This is a genomic window from Nocardioides sp. NPDC127503 (assembly GCF_040302165.1).
Classification (GTDB): domain Bacteria; phylum Actinomycetota; class Actinomycetes; order Propionibacteriales; family Nocardioidaceae; genus Nocardioides.
Genome location: NZ_JBEORH010000003.1, coordinates 590522 through 607911, shown reverse-complemented (window position 1 = coordinate 607911; position 17390 = coordinate 590522). Strand labels below are relative to the sequence as shown.

Here is a 17390-nt window from a genome sequence, read left to right as displayed (position 1 = left end):
GGATCGTGTTGGTCTCGACACGATCCCGTCGAGCGCGACAGCGGACCGTGTTGGTCTCGACACGCCTCCGCCTAGCGGCTCCGGCGGCTCGACCAGCGGGGGCGGCGGCTCGACCAGCGGGGGCGGCTCGACCAGCGGGGGGACCACACGATGAAGCTGTTGATCCTCGGCGGGACCGGGGAGGCGCGGGACCTGGCGGCGCGGCTGCTGGACGAGGGCGTCGACGTCACCTCCTCGCTGGCCGGCCGAGTGGCACGCCCGCGACTGCCGGTTGGCGCGGTGCGGATCGGTGGGTTCGGCGGGGTTGAGGGGCTGCAGACGGCTCTCGCGGAGTTCGACGCGGTCGTCGATGCCACCCACCCGTTCGCCCGCGGGATGTCGGCCAACGCGGCCGCCGCCTGCGAGCTGACCGGTCATCCGCTGCTGCGGCTGGAACGCCCGGGCTGGACGCCGGACCCGTCCTGGGTCTACGCCGACAGTCACGACCAGGCCGCGGAGCTCGCTGCCGACCTCGGCGATCGACCGTTCATCACGGTCGGCCGCCAAGAGCTCGGGCGCTTCGTACCTGCACTGGCCGGGCGCGCCGCGCTCGCCCGCGTGGTCGACCGGCCCGAGCTCGAGCTGCCTGAGCCGTGGACGCTGTTGACCAGCCGGGGGCCCTACCACCTCGAGGGCGAGCGAGAGCTGATGCGCGAGCACGGCACCGACGTACTCATCACCAAGGACTCCGGCGGCACCTACACCAGGCCGAAGATGGACGCGGCGGCCGAGCTGGGCGTGAAGGTGGTCGTCGTCCGCCGACCCGGCGGACCTGGTGAGGTCGAGACGGTCAACGATGTCGCCGACGCGATCGCCTGGGTCAAGGGGCTCCGGTGAGCATCCGCGTCCTCGTCGGGATGTCGGTGACCGACGTCGACCGGCGCCAGGACCTACTCGCCTGGGCCGGCGAGCTCGGCGCGGGCCTCGCGTTCCTGCAGATGGGCGGTCCGTCGCTCTCCGCCGAGCTGACCCGGATCGCCGACTCCGGAGCCGAAACCATCACGCTGGCCGGCGTCAGTCTCGGCCCGCTCGCCCCCGGGCAGTCCTGGCTGCGCCGGATCGCTGCCCACTGGTGGCGTGAGCGCGCCGGGGAACGCCCCGAGATCCAGGTCGCGACCCGTCTGGCGACCACGCGGGACGAGCTCCCCGACACCTTCGCCGAGACCCGGCCGATCACCGGCACCGAGCCCGGGCTGACCTCGCCCGCGTGGGAGCGAGTCCCCGAGCACGTACGCCAGGTCCTGATCTGCCGCGGCCCGCGCTGCACCGCGAAGGGCTCGGAGGAGACCGCCCGGGCGGTGATCCTGGGCGCGATGGAGGCCGGCCTCGGCGACGACGACCTGCTGATCACCCACACCGGGTGCCAGTTCCCGTGCAACCAGGCGCCGGTGCTCAGCGTCCAGCCCGACGATGTCTGGTACGGCAACGTGGAAGCGGCCGCCGCCCGGGTGATCGTGCGTGATCACCTGGCCGACGGCCGCCCCGTGGAGGCCTACCGCCTCCCCCGCTGCTGAACCTTCTCGTGGGCTGCTCACAGGCTCGCGGCAAGGGCCTTTCGCTCCGCGACGGCGCGCTCCGTCGCGTGCAGCCTGATCACCAGGCCGGTCAGCGCCACTCCGATCACACCCCACATGGTGGCGAGCGTGATCAGCGAGGCCCGGCGGAAGAACCACAGGGTGTCGGCCGGGAAGTCCCCGACCTCGTTGACCGTCGTGAACAGCTGCCCTGCGACGACCATCACGACCAGGTAGGCCGCGATCGCACCGACCACGGCGAGATAGGTGCCGAACCGCCCGCGCAGCCGCACGGCGGCGTACGTCACGACCACGGCCGCCACGACCGAGAGAGCCTGGAAGGCGAAGTAGACCGCGGTGCGGACGCCGATGGTGTCGCCGCTGCCGACCGCCGGTGGGGTGGCCGGGTATTTGAGGAACGGCACCAGCGCGACCGCGACGAACCCGATCAGGGTGACGAGCGCCGTCGACTGTCCCGGCGTGAGCCGCCCGATCCGCCCGAGAGCGAATGCGGCGACCAGCCCGAGGATGCCCCCGAGCGCGACACCGACGGCAAGGGTGCCGGTCAGCAGACCCCAGGTGCTCTGGTTGGTGCGGGAGACCTCGGCAGCCTCCTCACTGCCTTCGTCGCCTTCGGCGGCATGCGAGTGCGCATGCCCATCGGCACCGGCCGACTCCTCCAGCGCGATGGCAGCACCGACCTGCGGCTCACCGACGGCGTACGCCACCAGGAAGGTGACGACGCCGGCGAGGAGTCCAGCTAGCAGGCCGCGTACGAGAAATGCACGCGGGCTCATCAGTGGCAGGGGTAGCCGAGCAGGTGACGACCGTCGTGGACCCACTCGTGGATCAGGGTGCCGGACGGGATCGAGACGGCGCCCTGGTCGGCGCTGATGAAGAAGAGCACCAGGAGACCGAGCAGACCGAAGAAGAGCGCCCAGGGGGCGAGCTCACGGAGCGGGATGGTGGGCAGATCGGCGCCGGCGACGGGCGCCACAGCGTGCTGCGACATATGTCCTCCTCAGGGATACCTGCGTCCCTGTTCGTTGGGGTTGGCCGGACACTCGGGTCTGACTCCACCGCCGCGAGGCGGTGTCACAGTAGCGCGACTGTGCCGGAGTTCCACCGGCTTCCTCATGTCCGTTTCGTGCACTATAGCGGGATCTCAGCGGAGCCACTCGTTGCCGTCGAGGTTGGTGAGATCGGTGATGTCGAGCGTCGGTTCGATCCCGGAATCGGGCGCGAGACCGAAGTGCTCCAGGGACCGGCGCACCCACTCGGCGGCGTCGATGTTGAGCGGCCCGGAGACCCACATCGCGTACGGCAGGTTCACGAAGCGCTTCTCCTTCACCGCGGGCAGATCGCGGGAGGCGGGGTTGGCCTCGAGGATCTTGACCTTCTCCTCGTACGACTGCCCGGGGTAGTCCACGAAGTAGATGATGTCGGGCTTGGCGGCGGCGAAGCGCTCCCAGCCGACCTCGGTCCAGGTGTCCTCGACGTCGGCGGTCGCGTTGGTCACCCCGGCGGTGTCGAAGATCGCCTGCGGCCCGCCGAAGGAGCCCGAGGTGAAGATCGCGTCGCTTCCGGAGTCGAAGAGGAACGCGGTCGGCGCCTCCTCCGGTTTCGGCGCGCTCTCCAAGGCCTTGCGACGCTCCTCGCTGTCGGCCACGGCCTTCTTCGCGGTCTCCTCGTGCCCGGTCAGCTCGCCGATGTTGAGCAGGTCCGTACGCAGCGCCGTCCAGGCCGCCATGGTGCCGCGGTCGCCGTCCTCCTGCCGGCAGGTCTCGCTGAGCAGGTAGGTGTCGATGTCCTGCTCGCGCAGCGTCTCGGGCAGCAGGTTGCGCGACTCGCTGAACCCGTAGCCCCAGCCCGCGAACATCATCTGCGGCTTGACCGCCAGCACGGTCTCCAGCGTCGGCTGATCATCGCCGACCACCCGGAGCTCGTCGACACGGTCCTGCGGGTAGGCGAGCTCGAGCAGCTGCTTGTCCCGCGCCAGCCCGGTGACCGCGACGAGCTCGTCACGCGCGCCCGCAGCGAGCGCGATCGAGATGATCCCGCCGTCGTACGCATAGAGCTCGGTGACCGGTTCGTCGACCGTCACCTGCTCGCCGCAGTTCTCGACGGTGATCGCGCCCTGAGCGATGGCGGCACTGCCGGAACCGGCCTGGTCCTGCGCGCCGCAGGCGGTGAGCACCGTGGCGCCGACCGCGAGCGCGGCCAGGCAGGTGAGGCGGGCACGCCGAGCGGGTCGGATCGTGGGAGTGGTCATGCGGAGCGTTCCTCTCGATGGTGGATGAGGAGGTGCGACTGGGGAAGGTGCGGATGGTCCACCTGGACGGACCCGACGCCGAAGTGGTGCTCGACCTTGATCGTGTCGAGCACGTCGGCGGGCGCCCCGTGCGCCACGATGGTCGCCGGCCCGCTCTCGGGGTCGCTGCCCGCGGGACGGCCGAGGACGGCGAGGCGGTCGAAGGAGCGCAGTGCCAGGTCGAGGTCGTGAATGGTCGCGACCATCGTCCCGGCCCGCTCCGCGACGGTCTGCAGCAGCCGCAGCTGCCAGGCGACGTCGAGATGGTTGGTGGGCTCGTCGAGCAGCATCACGGGGCAGTCCTGGGCGAGGCCCCGGGCCAGCACCGCTCGCCGCCGCTCCCCGCCGGAGAGGCTTTCGCAGGGGTCGTCGATGCGGTCGGCCAGCCCGACCGCGTCGAGGGCCGCGCGTACTATCTCGCGCTCCTGCCTCCCGCCGCGGGACCAGGGCCGGGTGCGCGGCACCCGGCCGAGCGCCACCATCTCCCCGACGAGGAGCTCGGCGGAGACGACCTCCTCCTGGGGGACGTACGCCAGCCGGCGGGCGCGCTCGCGGGAGGCGATCTGACCGGTCTCCTGGAGCCGGCCGGTCTCGTCGGCGAGATAGACGTGCCCCGAGGTCGGACGCAGCACCCCGGCGAGGATGCGCAGCAGCGTCGACTTGCCCACGCCGTTCACCCCCACGATCCCGAGCCGGCAGCCGACGGGCACGTCGAGGTCGAGGTCGCGAAGCACCTCGCGCGTGCCCAGACGGGCACCGACGCCACGTAGTCGCAGCACGGTCCCGGCGTCGGCCCCGCTCATCGCGCGCCTCCGAACCGGTAGTGACCACGGCCCAGCAGCAGCAGGAACAGCGGCGCCCCGACGACACCGGTGACCACGCCCAGCGGGATCTCCTGCGGTCGCGCCACCAGCCGCGCCAGGACGTCGACCCACAGCAGGAACAGCCCACCGCCCAGCGCCGCGACCGGGAGGACGACCCGGTGCCGCGCGCCCACGAGCAGGCGCGCCGCATGCGGCACGATCAGCCCGACGAATCCGATCCCGCCGCTGACCGCGACCAGGACCCCGACCAGCACCGCCAACCCGACGAACAGGGCCGTACGCAGGGCCGCAACGTTCACGCCCAGCGCCGCGGCGGTCTCCGGGCCGGCGGCGAGGGCGTCCAGCCAGCGGTGCAGCGCCAGCATCGCCAGGCCCAGGACCAGGCTGAGGGCGGCCGGCAGCCACAGCTTCTCCCAGCTGGCGCCGCCGACGCTGCCGAGCATCCAGAACATCACCGAGTTGGCGGCGCGAGGGTCATCGCTCATGAAGACCAGGAACGAGGCGATCGCGGAGAGCCCCGAGGAGAGCACGACCCCGGAGAGCACCAACCGGATCGGGGTCAGCCCACCCTGCGCGGTCGCCACGAGCCAGACCAGCAGCGCCGCGCCGATCGCCCCGAGCAGGGCTCCGGTGGAGACGGCGTAGATGCCGAAGCCGGCCAACGCGCCGGTGGTGATCGCCGCGGTCGCCCCCACCGAGGCGCCGGAGCTGATCCCGAGGAGGAACGGGTCGGCGAGCGGGTTGCGGACCAGGGTCTGCATCCCGGCACCGGCCACCGCGAGGCCCGCGCCCACGACCAGTGCCATCAGGGCCCGGGGAAGGCGAAGCTCCCACACGATCACGTCCCACTTCCCCGGCGGAGCACCCTGGAGCCGGTCCCCGACCGCCGCGACGACTTCGGTGACCGGGATCCGCTCGGAGCCGAAGGCGAGGGAGACAACGGCGCTGAGGACCGAGGCGATCAGCAGGCCGAGGACCAGCGGCACGAAGGGCACTCTGCGGTTCGCGCCGGCGGCGCGTTTCACGACGGCCCGCCGGCGTGCGGGTGGTGGGCATCGCGGCAGGACGCTTCCACGGCTGTCGGCCTCTCAGGTCTCCTGGAGCCTGATCGCGAGGCCCGTTGACGTACATCTGAGCCGACAGGTTTTCGGACTCGGGTTCAACCGACGACGCTGCCTTCCCAGGAACTCACGTCCCAGTGGCGCCTAGCGTCGCCGTCGCCCTCACCGCTGCGCGCCAGTCCCGGATTCACACCGGAGTTCCCTGGCATCCATCAGGATGCGTTCGACTCGGACGACACGCTAGCACGGTGCTCCAGACCGCGTACGCGGCGTTGCCGACGACACGATCAGACACAAGATCTAGGAAGTTGCATTGGTGTAATTCCCGCATATAGTGGTCCTCGCAGCTGGTTCTTCCTCCTCGGCGACGAGGCGGGAGAGGCAAGAGGGAACCCGGTGTGAGTCCGGGACTGCCCCGCAGCGGTGAGTGGGAACGACCGCCGTCACGAAGCACTGGGAGCAAGCCGGCTCCTGGGAAGCGACGGCCACTAGGACCGAGCACGATGACGCCCACGAGTCCGAAGACCTGCCAGTGCCCACCTCATGGTGGGGTCCGCGACCTCGAGGGAAGGTCAGGGGATCGAGCGAGCACCACGTGACCGGGTCCGCCCGGCGCGCTGCCGCCGTCCTCCCTGCCCCGGCACGGATGCACGAGACATCCAGCGGGCCGGGGGCCCGCGTGAGAAGGGCACGGACATGATCGACACCGAGGGTCTACCGATCCGCACCGAGAAGTCGGCGTACATCTTCGACTATCCGATGGCCGAGGACCTGGCCAAGAAGCAGCGGAGCATCTTCTGGACCGCCGAGGAGATCCCGGTCGAGAACGACAAGCAGGACTTCCTGGTCAACATGACCGACGCCGAGCAGGCCGCGGTCAAGACCACGCTGAAGCTGTTCACCATCTACGAGCTGATCCTCGGCGGCGAGGTGTGGGGCGACCGGATCTTCCACGCGTTCCCGCGTCCGGAGGTCCAGATGATGGCCAACGCCTTCTCGTTCGCCGAGCTGAACATGCACGCGCCGTTCTACGCGAAGCTCAACAAGGTGCTCATGATCGACACCGAGGAGTTCTACGACTCCTACAAGAACGACCCGGTGCTGGCCGAGCGGATCCAGTTCGTGTGGGACGCGATCGCCGACGAGGACCTGCTCTACGCGCTGAGCGTCTTCACGCTGATGGAGAACTGCGTCCTCTACTCCAACTTCGCCTTCCTCAAGCACTTCCAGTCCGGCGGGAAGAACCTGCTGCAGAACGTGATCAGCGGCATCAACTTCTCCGCCCGGGACGAGAACCTGCACGCCACCGGCGGCGCCTGGCTGTTCAACACCACCCTCGAGGAGTACGCCGCTACCGTCCCGGCCGACAAGTTCGAGGCCGAGCGCGACGATCTCTTCGCCCGGGTCCGCGGCGTCGCCGAGCACCTCTACGCGCACGAGTCCCGGATCGTGGAGATGCTCTTCGACCACGGTCCGATCGCCGGCATCGACCAGGCCGACCTGGAGACCTTCGTGAGGTCCCGCATCGACATGACCCTGGAGAACATGCGGATGGAGCCGCTGTTCAACGTCGAGGCCAACCCGATCGCCGAGTGGTTCTACAGCGGCATCAACGGCACCCAGTTCCACGACTTCTTCCAGGTCACCGGCAACGAATACAACCGCAACATCGGCGAGACGGAGTTCAGCTTCTAATGAGCAACAGCAACTGGGAGGCGCTCTCTGCCGAGCGCAAGGCCCTGCAGGCCGAGGGCATCGTGCCCGCCTTCATGACCACGGCGGGCTACGCCATGTTCAAGGCCAAGTACACCGTCGCCGACCAGAGCGTCCGGGAGCGCTACGAGACCATCGCCAGCACCGCCGGCGATCTCGCCGACGAGATGTACCCCCGCGAGGACGGCGTCTCCTGGACGGAGCGGTTCTTCGAGGCGATCTGGAACGGCTGGCTCTCCCCGTCGACGCCGGTGCTGTCCAACCTCGGCACCGACCGAGGCCTGCCCGTCTCGTGCGAGGGGTCGTACGTCGAGGACTCCGTCTGGGGCTTCTACGAAACCCTCAAGGAGGCGGCGATCCTCTCCCAGAACGGGTTCGGGACCTCGGCGTACCTCGGCGACGTCCGACCCCGTGGCGCGAAGTTCAGCGACAACGGCAAGGCCAACGGCGTGGTCCCGGTCTTCTGCAACTTCGTGGAGATGACCAACCAGATCAGCCAGGGCGCCACCCGCCGCGGCTCCTGGGCGGGCTACCTGCCGGTGGACCACCCGGACTTCTTCGAACTCGCCGACCTGATCTTCCGCGAGCCCGCCAACAAGAACATCGGCTGGATCTTCAGCCAGGCGTTCATCGACCGGATGCTGGCCGGCGACAAGGACGCCCTGGAGCGCTATCAGCGGGTGCTGAAGATCCGGGTGGTGCTGGGCAAGGGCTACATCTGGAAGGTCGACACCGTCAACGCCGCCCAGACCGAGTCCTACAAGGCCAACGGGCTGGCCAACAAGGCCTCCAACCTGTGCTCGGAGATCACCCTCTTCAGCGACGAGGACCACTCCTACACCTGCGTGCTCTCCTCGCTGAACCTCTCGACCTATGACGAGTGGAAGGACCAGGACACGGCGTACGTCGCCACCGTCTTCCTCGACGCGGTCGCCGAGGCGTTCCTGCGCAAGGCCCGCACCATCCGTGGCCTGGAGCGGGCGGTGCGCTACACCGAGAAGGCCCGCAGCCTGGGGCTGGGCGTGATGGGCTACCACGACTACCTGCAGAAGCAGCGGGTGCCGTTCGAGTCGGACAAGGCGGCGGCGCTCAACAAGGACATCTTCGAGCGGATCTCGTCGCACGCCGACGCCGCGTCGCGGTGGATGGGCTCGGTCGCGGGCATCCCGGAGTGGTGCGTCGGGCGGCGCAACTCCCACCTGATGGCGATCGCGCCGACGATGAGCACGGCGGTGATCGTCGGCGGCACCAGCCAGGGCATCGAGCCGTACGTCGCCAACGTCTGGAACCAGACCACCTCGGCCGGCGAGATGCCGCGGGCGAACCAGAACCTTGTCGAGGTCATGGAGGAGCGCGCGGTCTACGACCAGGCGCACATCGACGACATCGTCGACCACGGCGGCTCGGTCCAGCACGTCGACTGGCTCGATGAGCACGAGAAGGACGTCTTCAAGACCGGCTACGAGATCGACCAGGAGATCCTGCTCGCCCGCGCCTCGGACCGGCAGGTCTACATCGACCAGGCCCAGTCGCTCAACCTCTTCTTCCAGGCCGACGCGACCCCGCAGTACATCAGCAAGATCCACAAGCTCGCCCTGCTCGACCCGAACATCAAGAGCCTGTACTACCTGCGTTCGCGGGCCGGCATCCAGGCCAGCAAGCAGACCCGCGCCAACTGATCCCTTCGACCTTCGAACGAGAGGCATGACCATGAACGAGACCCCGACCACCACCGACGCCATCGATGACCTGACCTGGGACGACTGGAGCGACGCCGAGGTCTGTGCGATCGAGAACGGCCCTGACTGCGCGGCCTGCGAGGGCTGAAAAGGCGCCCCGGTCCCGCTCAACACCCCGCTGGTCGAGCCGCGAGGCCGCCTGCGGCCGAGCGTGTCGAGACCAACAGGGTCCCCTTCGGCGCTCTATGGGACCGTGTTGGTCTCGACACGCCTCCGCCTAGCGGCTCCGGCGGCTCGACCAGCGGGTCAGCGGGCCCGGGCGGCGGGTGCACGAACCGACCAGCGGGTCAGCGGGCTCGGCATCGCTGAGGCACCGCCCGCGGTCCTGGCTAGGGCGTTCCGTCAGGAGCGCTGAACGACCACCGCGTACGCCGCCGCGACCAGGGCCGCGCCGATGCCGACCCTGCGGGCCAGCGTGGTGGCGCTGACGACGTCGGCGGGGGCGGCGTCGCGGCCATCGCCCATCACCGCGCGGTGCTCGACCCGGTTGCCGTAGTAGCGGTTCGTCCCGCCGAGGCGGATGTCGAGGGCGCCCGCGAAGGACGCCTCGACGACGCCGGAATTGGGGCTCGGGTGGCGCGCAGCGTCGCGGCGCCACGCCTCCCACGCCTGCCGCGCCCGCGACGGCGCGGCGGCCAGCGTGAGCAGGCCGGAGAGGCGGGATCCGGGCAGGTTGAGCAGATCGTCGAGGCGGGCGCTGGCCCAGCCGAAGTGCTCGTAGCGGTCGTTGTGGTGCCCGACCATGGCGTCCAGGGTGTTGGCGGCGCGGTAGCCGAGCAGGCCGGGTACGCCCGCGATGGCGCCCCACACCAGCGGCGCGACCACGGCGTCGGAGGTGTTCTCGGCGACGCTCTCGACCACGGCCCGGGAGACCTCGGAGGCGTCGAGCTCGTCGGTGTCGCGGCCGACGAGGTGGGTCAGCCGCTGCCGCGCGGCTGGAAGGTCCTCGCGGTCGAGATGGGCATGGACCGCCAGCGCCTCTCGCTCCAGCGAGCGGCCGCCCAGGACGGCCCAGGTCGTGGCCGCGGTCACCGCGGTCGTCGCGATCCGGCCTGGGGCGAGGCGCTCCGTGGCGGCGCCGAGGGCCACCGCTCCCCCGACCAGCGTCGCGGTGTGGAGGACGCCTCGGGTCCGGTCGTCCGCGTACCAGGCGCGCTCCACCTTCATCGCGACCGTGCCGAAGCCGGCCACCGGGTGGTATCGCCGCGGATCCCCGAGCAGGCGGTCCAGCGCGAAGCCGGCCAGGAGCCCGATCGCCCGCGGGCTCACGAGGCTTCCCAGGTCCGACGCAGCGCGGCCAGGAGCTGGTCGGTCGGGCCCTCTGGGCGTACCGCGATCCGCATCCAGTCCGGGCCAAGGCCGGGGAAGGTGTCGGCGCGGCGTACGGCGATGCCCTGCTCGCGCAGGGCGTCACGGACTCCGGCGCCCGGGCGGGCCAGCACGAAGGACGCGGCCGAGGGGACGTACTCGATCTGCTGTTCCCGCAGGCCGGCCTCGAGATGGTCGCGCCAGGCGGCGATCCGCTCGGCGCGCTCACGGGCCTCGGCGCTCGCGCGCTCGGTGGCGCAGGCGAGCATCGCGGCAGCCGCGGTGGCCGAGACCGACCACGGCGTACGCACCGCCTCCAGGTCGCTGATGGCGGCGGCGTCACCGACGACGTAGCCGGCGCGTACGCCGGGGATCGACCAGTGCTTCGTCAGGCTCCGGATGACCAGCAGACCCTCTGCGCGCTCCGCGGTGAGGGTCTCGGGCTCGCCGGGAACCGCGTCCATGAACGCCTCGTCGACCACGACCAGCCGGCCGGGCCGGAGGAGGGCGCGGACGGTCTCGGCGGGATGGAGCGCACCGGTGGGGTTGGTCGGGTTGCCGACGACGACCAGATCCGCGTCGTCGGGCACCGCCGCCGGGTCGAGGGCGAACCCGTCCTCGGCGCGGAGGCGTACCTCGGTGACCGTGTGGCCGGCCTGCTCCAGCGCCGCGTGGGGCTCGGTGAACTGGGGGTGGACGACGACCGGCTTCCGCCATGGCCTGGCCCGCGCGACCAGCGTGAACGCCTCCGCCGCCCCCGCCGTCGGGAGCACCTCCGCCCGCTCGCGGCCGTGGTGCTTGGCCAGCGCCGCCCGCGCCGGCTCTTCGTCGGGGTAGGCCGCCGACGCCAGCGACTCATGGAGCGCCTCATCCAGCCACCCCGGCCGCGGCTCGGGGTAGACGTTCACCGCGAAGTCGAGCAGCCCCTCCCCCACCTCGACATCCCCGTGGTGCCGCAGCGGGTCAGCAACCCCGCCCCCGCTGGTCGAGCCGCCGGAGCCGCTAGGCGGAGGCGCGTCGAGACCAACACGGTCCGCTTTGGCGCTCGAGGGGACCGTGTTGGTCTCGACACGCTCGCTGGCGCTCGCGGCTCGACCAGCGGAGGTGGGTCGACCGGCGGACCTCTGAACCGCGTCGGCGAAGCGGCGGGCCAGGTGAGGATGGCCGGCCCAGTGAACGTGGAGGTACGACGCGTGCAGGGTGTCGCTGCTGAAGCCGGTCGGCGTGCTGTCGACGGTCCACGCAGCCTGGGCCCCGGCGGGAGGGGTGGTCGTGGTGCGGTGGAACTCGTGGCCGGTGACCTGCTCGCCGGCGCGGGTGAGGAGGGAGTCGCAGGCGGCGGTGGCGACCGGGTAGCGCAGGGTCAGCCGCTCGCTCATGGCGGCGTGGGCGGGGATGGCGCCGGCCATGTGTACGCCGTCGAGGGACTCGGCCAGGTAGAGGAGGCCTGCGCACTCGGCGACTGTCGGCACTCCGGCCGCGACCGCGTCGCGGAGGTCGCGGAGCAGGCTCGTGTTGGCGGCGAGGTCGGCGGCGTACATCTCCGGGAAGCCGCCGCCGAGGTAGATCCCCCTCGTCCCCTCGGGCAGGGCGGGATCTGTGAGCGGGTCGAAGGAGCGTACGTCGCAGCCCGCCGCCGCCAAGAGCTCCTCGGTCTCGGGGTAGCGGAACGTGAACGCCCGCCCGCCCGCGACAGCCACGACGGGTCGACCACTGGCCGCGCTGGTTGAGCCGGCGTCGTGAGGTACGAGCGACGCCGTGTCGAAACCAACACGGTCGCTCTCGCGCAACGCCGCCACTGGATCCCAAGGATCCCCGCCCAGCGCCGGAGCCGACCGGGCGACCTCCAGCAGGGCGGGCAGGTCCAGGTGGGCGGCGACCTGCTCTCCCAGCCGCTCGATCAGCGCGACCGACTCGTCACGCTCGGCGACGGGGACGAGGCCGAGGTGGCGCGACGGGGACGCAAGGGTCTCGTCGCGTGGGAGCATGCCGAGCACCGGCAGGCCGACCTGCTCCAGCGCTCGCCGGATCTCCTCGGCGTTGCGCCCCGGGGAGCAGCGGTTGAGCACGACTCCCCCGATGCGTACCGACGGGTCGAAGGCCGCCATCCCGGCGGCGATCGCGGCAGCGGAGCGGGACATCCGGGCGATGTCGAGGACCAGGACCACCGGCGAGGAGGTCAGCTCCGCGACGTGGGCGGTGGAGGCGAAGCCGTCGGTGCCGAGGCGGCCGTCGTAGAGGCCCATGACGCCCTCGATGACCGCCACGTCCGCCCCGGCGGCACCATGGAGCAGCAGCGGTACGACGCGCGACTCCCCCACCAGGTGCGGGTCCAGGTTGCGGCCCGGACGCCCGGTGGCGAGCGCGTGGTAGCCCGGGTCGATGTAGTCCGGCCCGACCTTGTGACCGCTGACCTCGTGCCCGGCGGAACGCAGCGCCGCCATCAGCCCGGTGGCGACGGTCGTCTTGCCCGAGCCGGTCGAGGGAGCAGCGACCACCAGCCGGGGCAGGGTCACCACTCGATGCCCCGCTGGCCCTTCTGGCCGGCGTCCATCGGGTGCTTGATCTTGGTCATCTCGGTGACCAGGTCCGCGACCTCGAGCAGGGCGGGGTCGGCGTCGCGACCGGTGATCACGACGTGCTGGCGCCCCGGCCGCTCGGAGAGCACGGCGGCGACCTCGGCGGCGTCGACCCAGCCCCACTTGATCGGGTAGGTGAACTCGTCGAGGACGAGCAGGTCGTACGTCTCGGCGGCCAGGCACCGCTTGATCTCGGCCCAGCCCTCGGCGGCGTCCGCAGCGTGGTCCTCGACGTCACCCTGTTTGCGGCTCCAGGACCAGCCGGAGCCCATCTTGTGCCAGTCGACCGGCCCACCCTCGCCGGTCTCCTCGTGCAACTTGCCGAGGCGCTCGAGCACGGTCTGCTCACCGATGCGCCACTTGGCCGACTTCACGAACTGGAAGACCCCGATCCGCCAGCCCTGGTTCCAGCCGCGCAGCGCGAGCCCGAAGGCGGCGGTCGACTTCCCCTTGCCGGGGCCGGTGTGGACCATCACCAGCGGCCGGTTGCGGCGCTGGCGGGTGGTGAGCCCGTCGTCGGGCACGTTCAGCGGCTGTCCCTTCGGCATCAGGCAGCGCCCCTTCCCATGGTGGATCCGGTGAACCCGTGGATGGTGGAGGTCAGCGCCTCGGCGCTCACCTCGGCGACCGGCACGTGCTCGGCGCCCAGGTGCTCGGCCAGCTGGCGGGCCAGCCCGAGCCGCATCGGCCCGCTCTCGGAGTCGATGACGACGGTGGTGACGCCCAGACCGGCGACGTACGCGGCGGCCTGCTGCGAGCGCCGGACGGCGTCCTTGCCGTGGGTCTTCGAGTTGGCGCGACCGTCGGTGACGACCACCAGCAGCGGCCGCAGATCGGGGTCACGCAGGTGCTCGCGCTGGAGCACGCGGGCGGCCTCGAGGAGGCCTTCGGCCAGCGGCGTACGTCCTCCGGCGGGCACCTCGTCGAGGCGTGCCGCGGCGAGGTCGACCGACCCGGTTGGCGGCAGCACCAGCTCGGCACCCTCGCCCCGGAAGGTGATCATCCCGACCTTGTCGCGGCGACGGTAGGCGTCGAGCAGCAGCGAGAGGACCGCCGCCTTGACCTGCGCCATCCGCTTGCGCGCGGCCATCGACCCGGATGCGTCCACGCAGAAGAGCACCAGGTTGGCCTCCCGGCCCTCACGGACCGCGGTGCGGAGGTCCTCGATCCGCAGCTCGACCTTCGCCGACGTACGGTCCCTTGCGCCCTGCTTGCCAGCGGCCGCCTTGAGCGTCTCGACGAGGTGGAGCGAGCCACGAGTGCTGACGCTCGCGCCGATCCGGCGGCCGCTGCTGCCGATCGCCTTGCTCCGGCCGCCGGTGCGGCCCGTGCCCAGGCCGGTCACGGTCAGGAGACGGGGGCGGTAGGCGGTGCCTGCGGCGGTGGTCGAGGTGTTCCCCGCCGACGGGCTGGGCGGGGCCTCGTCCGTTGTCGAGGTCTCGTCCTGGGACGTCTCGACGGGCTCGGTATCCGAGGAGCCCTCGTGGGAGCTCTCGGCCGGCCCGACCTCCGGCTCGGACTCGGATCCGTCCTGCGGTGCGTCGTGCGGGTCGTCCTGGGGGTCATCCTGGTCCGGCCCGCCTTCCGGCGGCTCGGGCGGCAGCTCCTCGTCGCCAAGAATGCGGTCGAGCAGGTCCTCGTCGAGCCCGGGAGCGTCGAAGGGGTTGCGACGGCGGCGGTGAGGGAGGGCCAGCAGGGCAGCGCGGCGGATGTCCTCGCGGGTGACCTCTGAGCGACCGGCCCAGGCCGCGTGCGCGACCGCGGTGCGGGCGGTGACGATGTCGGCGCGCAGCCCGTCGACCTCGAACGCCGCGCAGACCTCGGCGATCTTGAGCAGCCCGGGCGCGGTGAGCCGGACCTTCCCGACGAGGGCGCGAGCGGTGGCGACCCGTGCGGTCAGGTCGCGCTCTGCGGCCACATAGCGCTCGACGAACGCGGGGGCGTCCAGGTCGAAGGCCATCCGGCGGCGTACGACCTCGGCGCGCAGCGCCGGCTCCCGGGGCGCTGCGACCTCGACGGTGAGCCCGAAGCGGTCCAGGAGCTGCGGGCGCAGCTCGCCCTCCTCGGGGTTCATGGTGCCGATCAGTACGAACCGGGCGGCGTGCTCGACCGAGACGCCGTCCCGCTCGACGCTGACCCGCCCCATCGCCGCCGCGTCGAGCAGCAGGTCGACCAGGTGGTCGTGGAGCAGGTTGACCTCGTCGACGTAGAGCAGGCCGCGGTGTGCCCGCGCCAGCAGCCCCGGCTCGAACTCGACCGCACCGCGCGACAGCGCGCTCTCCAGGTGGAGCGAGCCGACGACGCGGTCCTCGGTGGCTCCGACGGGGAGCTCGACCAGCCGCACCGGCCGGCTCTCCACGACGGCGGCGGACCCGAAGGGCCCGTCCGGCGACTCCGCGGAGGGGTCGGCGGGGTCGATCGAGAACCGATCCCCGGCGTAGACCGAGATCGAGGGCAGCACGGCCGCCAGACCGCGTACGGCCGTCGACTTCGCGGTCCCCTTCTCGCCACGGACCAGCACCCCGCCGATCTCCGGGGAGATGGTGGTGAGCACGAGCGCGAGGCCCATGTCGTCGAGGTCGTCCGCCTGGCAGCCGAGGACGGCAGAAAATGGGTAATGAACCGGCATGGAGAGGCTCCCGCTCCCTATCGCTTGAATGGATGGACGCGGGGCCGGTCTTCGGACTTGCCGAGTCCCCCGTGTGGGGCTCGGTTCACCGCAGCGGGCCTGTGCCGGAATCTCACCGGCTTCCCAGATTCTCCCTTCCCACCGTCCTCACCAGCTCCTGTGACAGAGCCGATGACTGGGCAGTCGGGGCACCTCGCGCCTGAGCCGCCACTGTAGCGTCTGGCCTCATGATCGTCGTGGTGGGCATCGGTGCCGGAGGTTGGGACGAGATTCCCGTACGTCACCAGCAGCTGATCCGGGAGTCCGCCGTCCTCCTCGGCGGCAAGCGTCATCTCGACCTCGTCCCGGACGTCCCCGGCCAGCGCCGCGAGCCCTGGCCCTCGCCGCTGCGCGAGGGTCTGCCGGCTCTCCTCGCGTCGCTGCCGGGCGACTCCTCCGTCGTCGCTCTGGCCTCGGGCGACCCGCTGGTCTCCGGCATCGGTACGACCCTGATCGAGCTGCTCGGCCCGGCGAACGTACGCATCGAGCCCGCCGTCTCCTCCGTCGCCCTCGCCCGTGCCCGGATGGGCTGGGCGGCCGAGTCGTGCGTGGTCGTCAGCCTCGTCGGCCGCGACGTCTCGCTGATCGCGCGCGAGCTCGCCCCTGGCCGCCGGATCCTGGCGCTCTCCTCGGACGCATCCACTCCTGCCTCGGTGGCAAACCTCCTGGTCACGACTGGTTTCGGTGCCTCGATGATGACCGTCCTGGGCGACCTGGGGGCGGAGACGGAGAGCGTCCGGACGGCGACCGCCTCGGAGTGGGGCGGCGAGTCTTCACTCCTCAACATCGTGGCGATCGAGTGCGTCGGCACACCCCTCCTCGGCTGGGCCGCGGGCCTTCCCGACGACGTCTTCGAGAACGACGGCCAGCTGACCAAGCGCGACCTGCGGGCCTCGGCCCTGGCGCGCCTGGCCCCCACCCCGGGAGCGCACCTGTGGGACGTCGGTGCCGGTGCCGGCTCGGTCGGGATCGAGTGGATGCGAGCGCACCCGTCCTGCACCACGACCGCGGTCGAGGCCTCTCCTGAGCGGGCCGCCCGGATCGCCCGCAACGCGGCCCGCCTCGGCGTACCCGGCCTGGCCGTAGTCCAAGGCCGCGCCCCCGATGCGTTGCGCGATCTCCCGGCGCCCGATGCGATCTTCATCGGCGGCGGCGCGACCCGCCCCGGAGTGCTCGACACCTGCCTAGCCGCCCTCCGCCCCGGTGGCCGGCTCGTCGTCCACGGCGTCACCCTGGAGACCGAGCAGCTGCTAGCCACCGCCTACCAGCAGCACGCCGGTGAGCTCACCCGGATCTCGGTGGAGACCTCCGCTCCGATCGGCACGTTCACCGGCTGGACTCCCGCACGGGCTGTGACGCAGTGGTCCTTCGTCGTCCCCGACAGCGCCAACTTCGCCGGATCGTCGATCCGCTAAGTGGCCATCGCGGGCGCTTCGGGTGAAAGAAAATTCTCTTTCACCCGATCGACCCACTCCGACAGGCGAGGATCCGGGCGAACGAAAATTCGTTCGTCCCACCACGATCCTGACCAGGCCCACGGAAGAAAAATTCCTTCCACCCCGTGCTCGTCCTGGCTGGTGATCTCCGTGACGAACGAATTTTCGTTCGCCCCCCGGTCCCTCACCGAGTGGAGT

General features: G+C 71.2%; 15 protein-coding genes and 3 riboswitches. Of the genes, 6 read left to right on the top strand and 9 right to left on the bottom strand.

Annotation, left to right across the window (positions count from 1 at the left end):
* Positions 1-150 precede the first annotated feature (150 nt).
* Positions 151-876: a cobalt-precorrin-6A reductase gene (locus ABTW65_RS09985; protein WP_350659893.1), complete on the top strand. Its 726-nt coding sequence runs from the start codon at positions 151-153 to the stop codon at positions 874-876.
* Positions 873-1553, top strand: coding sequence for a (2Fe-2S) ferredoxin domain-containing protein (locus tag ABTW65_RS09980; RefSeq protein ID WP_350659892.1), 681 nt, complete (start codon positions 873-875; stop codon positions 1551-1553). Before ABTW65_RS09985 ends, ABTW65_RS09980 begins: the two co-directional genes overlap by 4 nt.
* Before the next feature lie 17 nt (positions 1554-1570).
* Here the strand turns inward: ABTW65_RS09980 and ABTW65_RS09975 are convergent, their stop codons facing one another.
* The 5 genes from ABTW65_RS09975 to ABTW65_RS09955 all read right to left on the bottom strand — a co-directional run bounded on the left by ABTW65_RS09975 (position 1571) and on the right by ABTW65_RS09955 (position 5683).
* Positions 1571-2350: a CbtA family protein gene (locus ABTW65_RS09975; protein WP_350659891.1), complete on the bottom strand. Its 780-nt coding sequence runs from the start codon at positions 2348-2350 to the stop codon at positions 1571-1573.
* The gene (locus ABTW65_RS09970) at positions 2350-2565 is read right to left on the bottom strand and encodes a CbtB domain-containing protein (protein ID WP_160028078.1); all 216 of its coding nucleotides are present in this window, start codon (positions 2563-2565) and stop codon (positions 2350-2352) included. Before ABTW65_RS09970 ends, ABTW65_RS09975 begins: the two co-directional genes overlap by 1 nt.
* A gap of 153 nt (positions 2566-2718) precedes the next feature.
* Positions 2719-3825 (bottom strand): ABC transporter substrate-binding protein, encoded by a 1107-nt coding sequence (locus ABTW65_RS09965; RefSeq protein ID WP_350659890.1) that lies wholly within the window; start codon positions 3823-3825, stop codon positions 2719-2721.
* Positions 3822-4667 carry an ABC transporter ATP-binding protein gene (locus ABTW65_RS09960; RefSeq protein WP_350659889.1) on the bottom strand — a complete coding sequence of 282 codons (846 nt, stop codon included), beginning with the start codon at positions 4665-4667 and terminating at the stop codon, positions 3822-3824. The genes ABTW65_RS09965 and ABTW65_RS09960 overlap by 4 nt, the downstream gene beginning before the upstream one ends.
* Entirely contained in the window at positions 4664-5683 is a 1020-nt protein-coding gene (locus ABTW65_RS09955; protein WP_350659902.1) for a FecCD family ABC transporter permease, read from the bottom strand. Before ABTW65_RS09955 ends, ABTW65_RS09960 begins: the two co-directional genes overlap by 4 nt.
* A gap of 126 nt (positions 5684-5809) precedes the next feature.
* A riboswitch (cobalamin riboswitch) is annotated at positions 5810-5992 on the bottom strand.
* Between the two features lie 88 nt (positions 5993-6080).
* Positions 6081-6297, top strand: a riboswitch (cobalamin riboswitch).
* A gap of 148 nt (positions 6298-6445) precedes the next feature.
* On the opposite strand from ABTW65_RS09955, the gene ABTW65_RS09950 reads away from it, so the two are divergent.
* The 3 genes from ABTW65_RS09950 to ABTW65_RS09940 are packed head-to-tail and all read left to right on the top strand — an operon-like array spanning position 6446 to position 9289.
* Positions 6446-7444 carry a ribonucleotide-diphosphate reductase subunit beta gene (locus tag ABTW65_RS09950; RefSeq protein WP_350659888.1) on the top strand — a complete coding sequence of 333 codons (999 nt, stop codon included), beginning with the start codon at positions 6446-6448 and terminating at the stop codon, positions 7442-7444.
* Complete coding sequence (locus ABTW65_RS09945) at positions 7444-9141, top strand: ribonucleotide reductase barrel domain-containing protein (RefSeq protein WP_350659887.1); 1698 nt, start codon at positions 7444-7446, stop codon at positions 9139-9141. Before ABTW65_RS09950 ends, ABTW65_RS09945 begins: the two co-directional genes overlap by 1 nt.
* Positions 9142-9166: 25 nt before the next feature.
* Entirely contained in the window at positions 9167-9289 is a 123-nt protein-coding gene (locus ABTW65_RS09940; RefSeq protein WP_350659885.1) for a hypothetical protein, read from the top strand.
* A 254-nt stretch (positions 9290-9543) separates the two neighbouring features.
* Here ABTW65_RS09940 and ABTW65_RS09935 read toward each other — a convergent pair whose 3' ends face one another.
* Genes ABTW65_RS09935 through ABTW65_RS09920 form a run of 4 tightly spaced genes read right to left on the bottom strand, consistent with a single transcriptional unit; the run spans position 9544 to position 15717 of the window.
* Complete coding sequence (locus ABTW65_RS09935; RefSeq protein ID WP_350659884.1) at positions 9544-10470, bottom strand: cobalamin biosynthesis protein; 927 nt, start codon at positions 10468-10470, stop codon at positions 9544-9546.
* On the bottom strand, positions 10467-13025 hold the full coding sequence (gene cobBC / locus ABTW65_RS09930; RefSeq protein WP_502890555.1) for a bifunctional hydrogenobyrinic acid a,c-diamide synthase/histidinol phosphate aminotransferase CobBC: 2559 nt from the start codon (positions 13023-13025) through the stop codon (positions 10467-10469). The genes ABTW65_RS09935 and cobBC overlap by 4 nt, the downstream gene beginning before the upstream one ends.
* Positions 13022-13636 (bottom strand): cob(I)yrinic acid a,c-diamide adenosyltransferase, encoded by a 615-nt coding sequence (cobO, locus tag ABTW65_RS09925; RefSeq protein WP_350659882.1) that lies wholly within the window; start codon positions 13634-13636, stop codon positions 13022-13024. Before cobO ends, cobBC begins: the two co-directional genes overlap by 4 nt.
* On the bottom strand, positions 13636-15717 hold the full coding sequence (locus ABTW65_RS09920; RefSeq protein ID WP_350659881.1) for a VWA domain-containing protein: 2082 nt from the start codon (positions 15715-15717) through the stop codon (positions 13636-13638). The genes cobO and ABTW65_RS09920 overlap by 1 nt, the downstream gene beginning before the upstream one ends.
* 25 nt (positions 15718-15742) lie before the next feature.
* Positions 15743-15882: riboswitch (cobalamin riboswitch) on the bottom strand.
* Between the two features lie 62 nt (positions 15883-15944).
* Here ABTW65_RS09920 and cbiE point away from each other — a divergent pair.
* Positions 15945-17171, top strand: coding sequence for a precorrin-6y C5,15-methyltransferase (decarboxylating) subunit CbiE (gene cbiE, locus ABTW65_RS09915; RefSeq protein WP_350659880.1), 1227 nt, complete (start codon positions 15945-15947; stop codon positions 17169-17171).
* Positions 17172-17390: the final 219 nt, after the last annotated feature.

Excerpts from the sequence above, each read along its gene's own strand:
- ABTW65_RS09985 (WP_350659893.1), top strand. The coding sequence starts at position 151 with ATGAAGCTGTTGATCCTCGGCGGGACCGGGGAGGCGCGGGACCTGGCG.
- ABTW65_RS09975 (WP_350659891.1), bottom strand. The coding sequence starts at position 2,350 with ATGAGCCCGCGTGCATTTCTCGTACGCGGCCTGCTAGCTGGACTCCTC.
- ABTW65_RS09970 (WP_160028078.1), bottom strand. The coding sequence starts at position 2,565 with ATGTCGCAGCACGCTGTGGCGCCCGTCGCCGGCGCCGATCTGCCCACC.
- ABTW65_RS09965 (WP_350659890.1), bottom strand. The coding sequence starts at position 3,825 with ATGACCACTCCCACGATCCGACCCGCTCGGCGTGCCCGCCTCACCTGC.
- ABTW65_RS09960 (WP_350659889.1), bottom strand. The coding sequence starts at position 4,667 with ATGAGCGGGGCCGACGCCGGGACCGTGCTGCGACTACGTGGCGTCGGT.
- ABTW65_RS09950 (WP_350659888.1), top strand. The coding sequence starts at position 6,446 with ATGATCGACACCGAGGGTCTACCGATCCGCACCGAGAAGTCGGCGTAC.
- ABTW65_RS09945 (WP_350659887.1), top strand. The coding sequence starts at position 7,444 with ATGAGCAACAGCAACTGGGAGGCGCTCTCTGCCGAGCGCAAGGCCCTG.
- ABTW65_RS09940 (WP_350659885.1), top strand. The coding sequence starts at position 9,167 with ATGACCATGAACGAGACCCCGACCACCACCGACGCCATCGATGACCTG.
- cobO (WP_350659882.1), bottom strand. The coding sequence starts at position 13,636 with ATGCCGAAGGGACAGCCGCTGAACGTGCCCGACGACGGGCTCACCACC.
- ABTW65_RS09920 (WP_350659881.1), bottom strand. The coding sequence starts at position 15,717 with ATGCCGGTTCATTACCCATTTTCTGCCGTCCTCGGCTGCCAGGCGGAC.
- cbiE (WP_350659880.1), top strand. The coding sequence starts at position 15,945 with ATGATCGTCGTGGTGGGCATCGGTGCCGGAGGTTGGGACGAGATTCCC.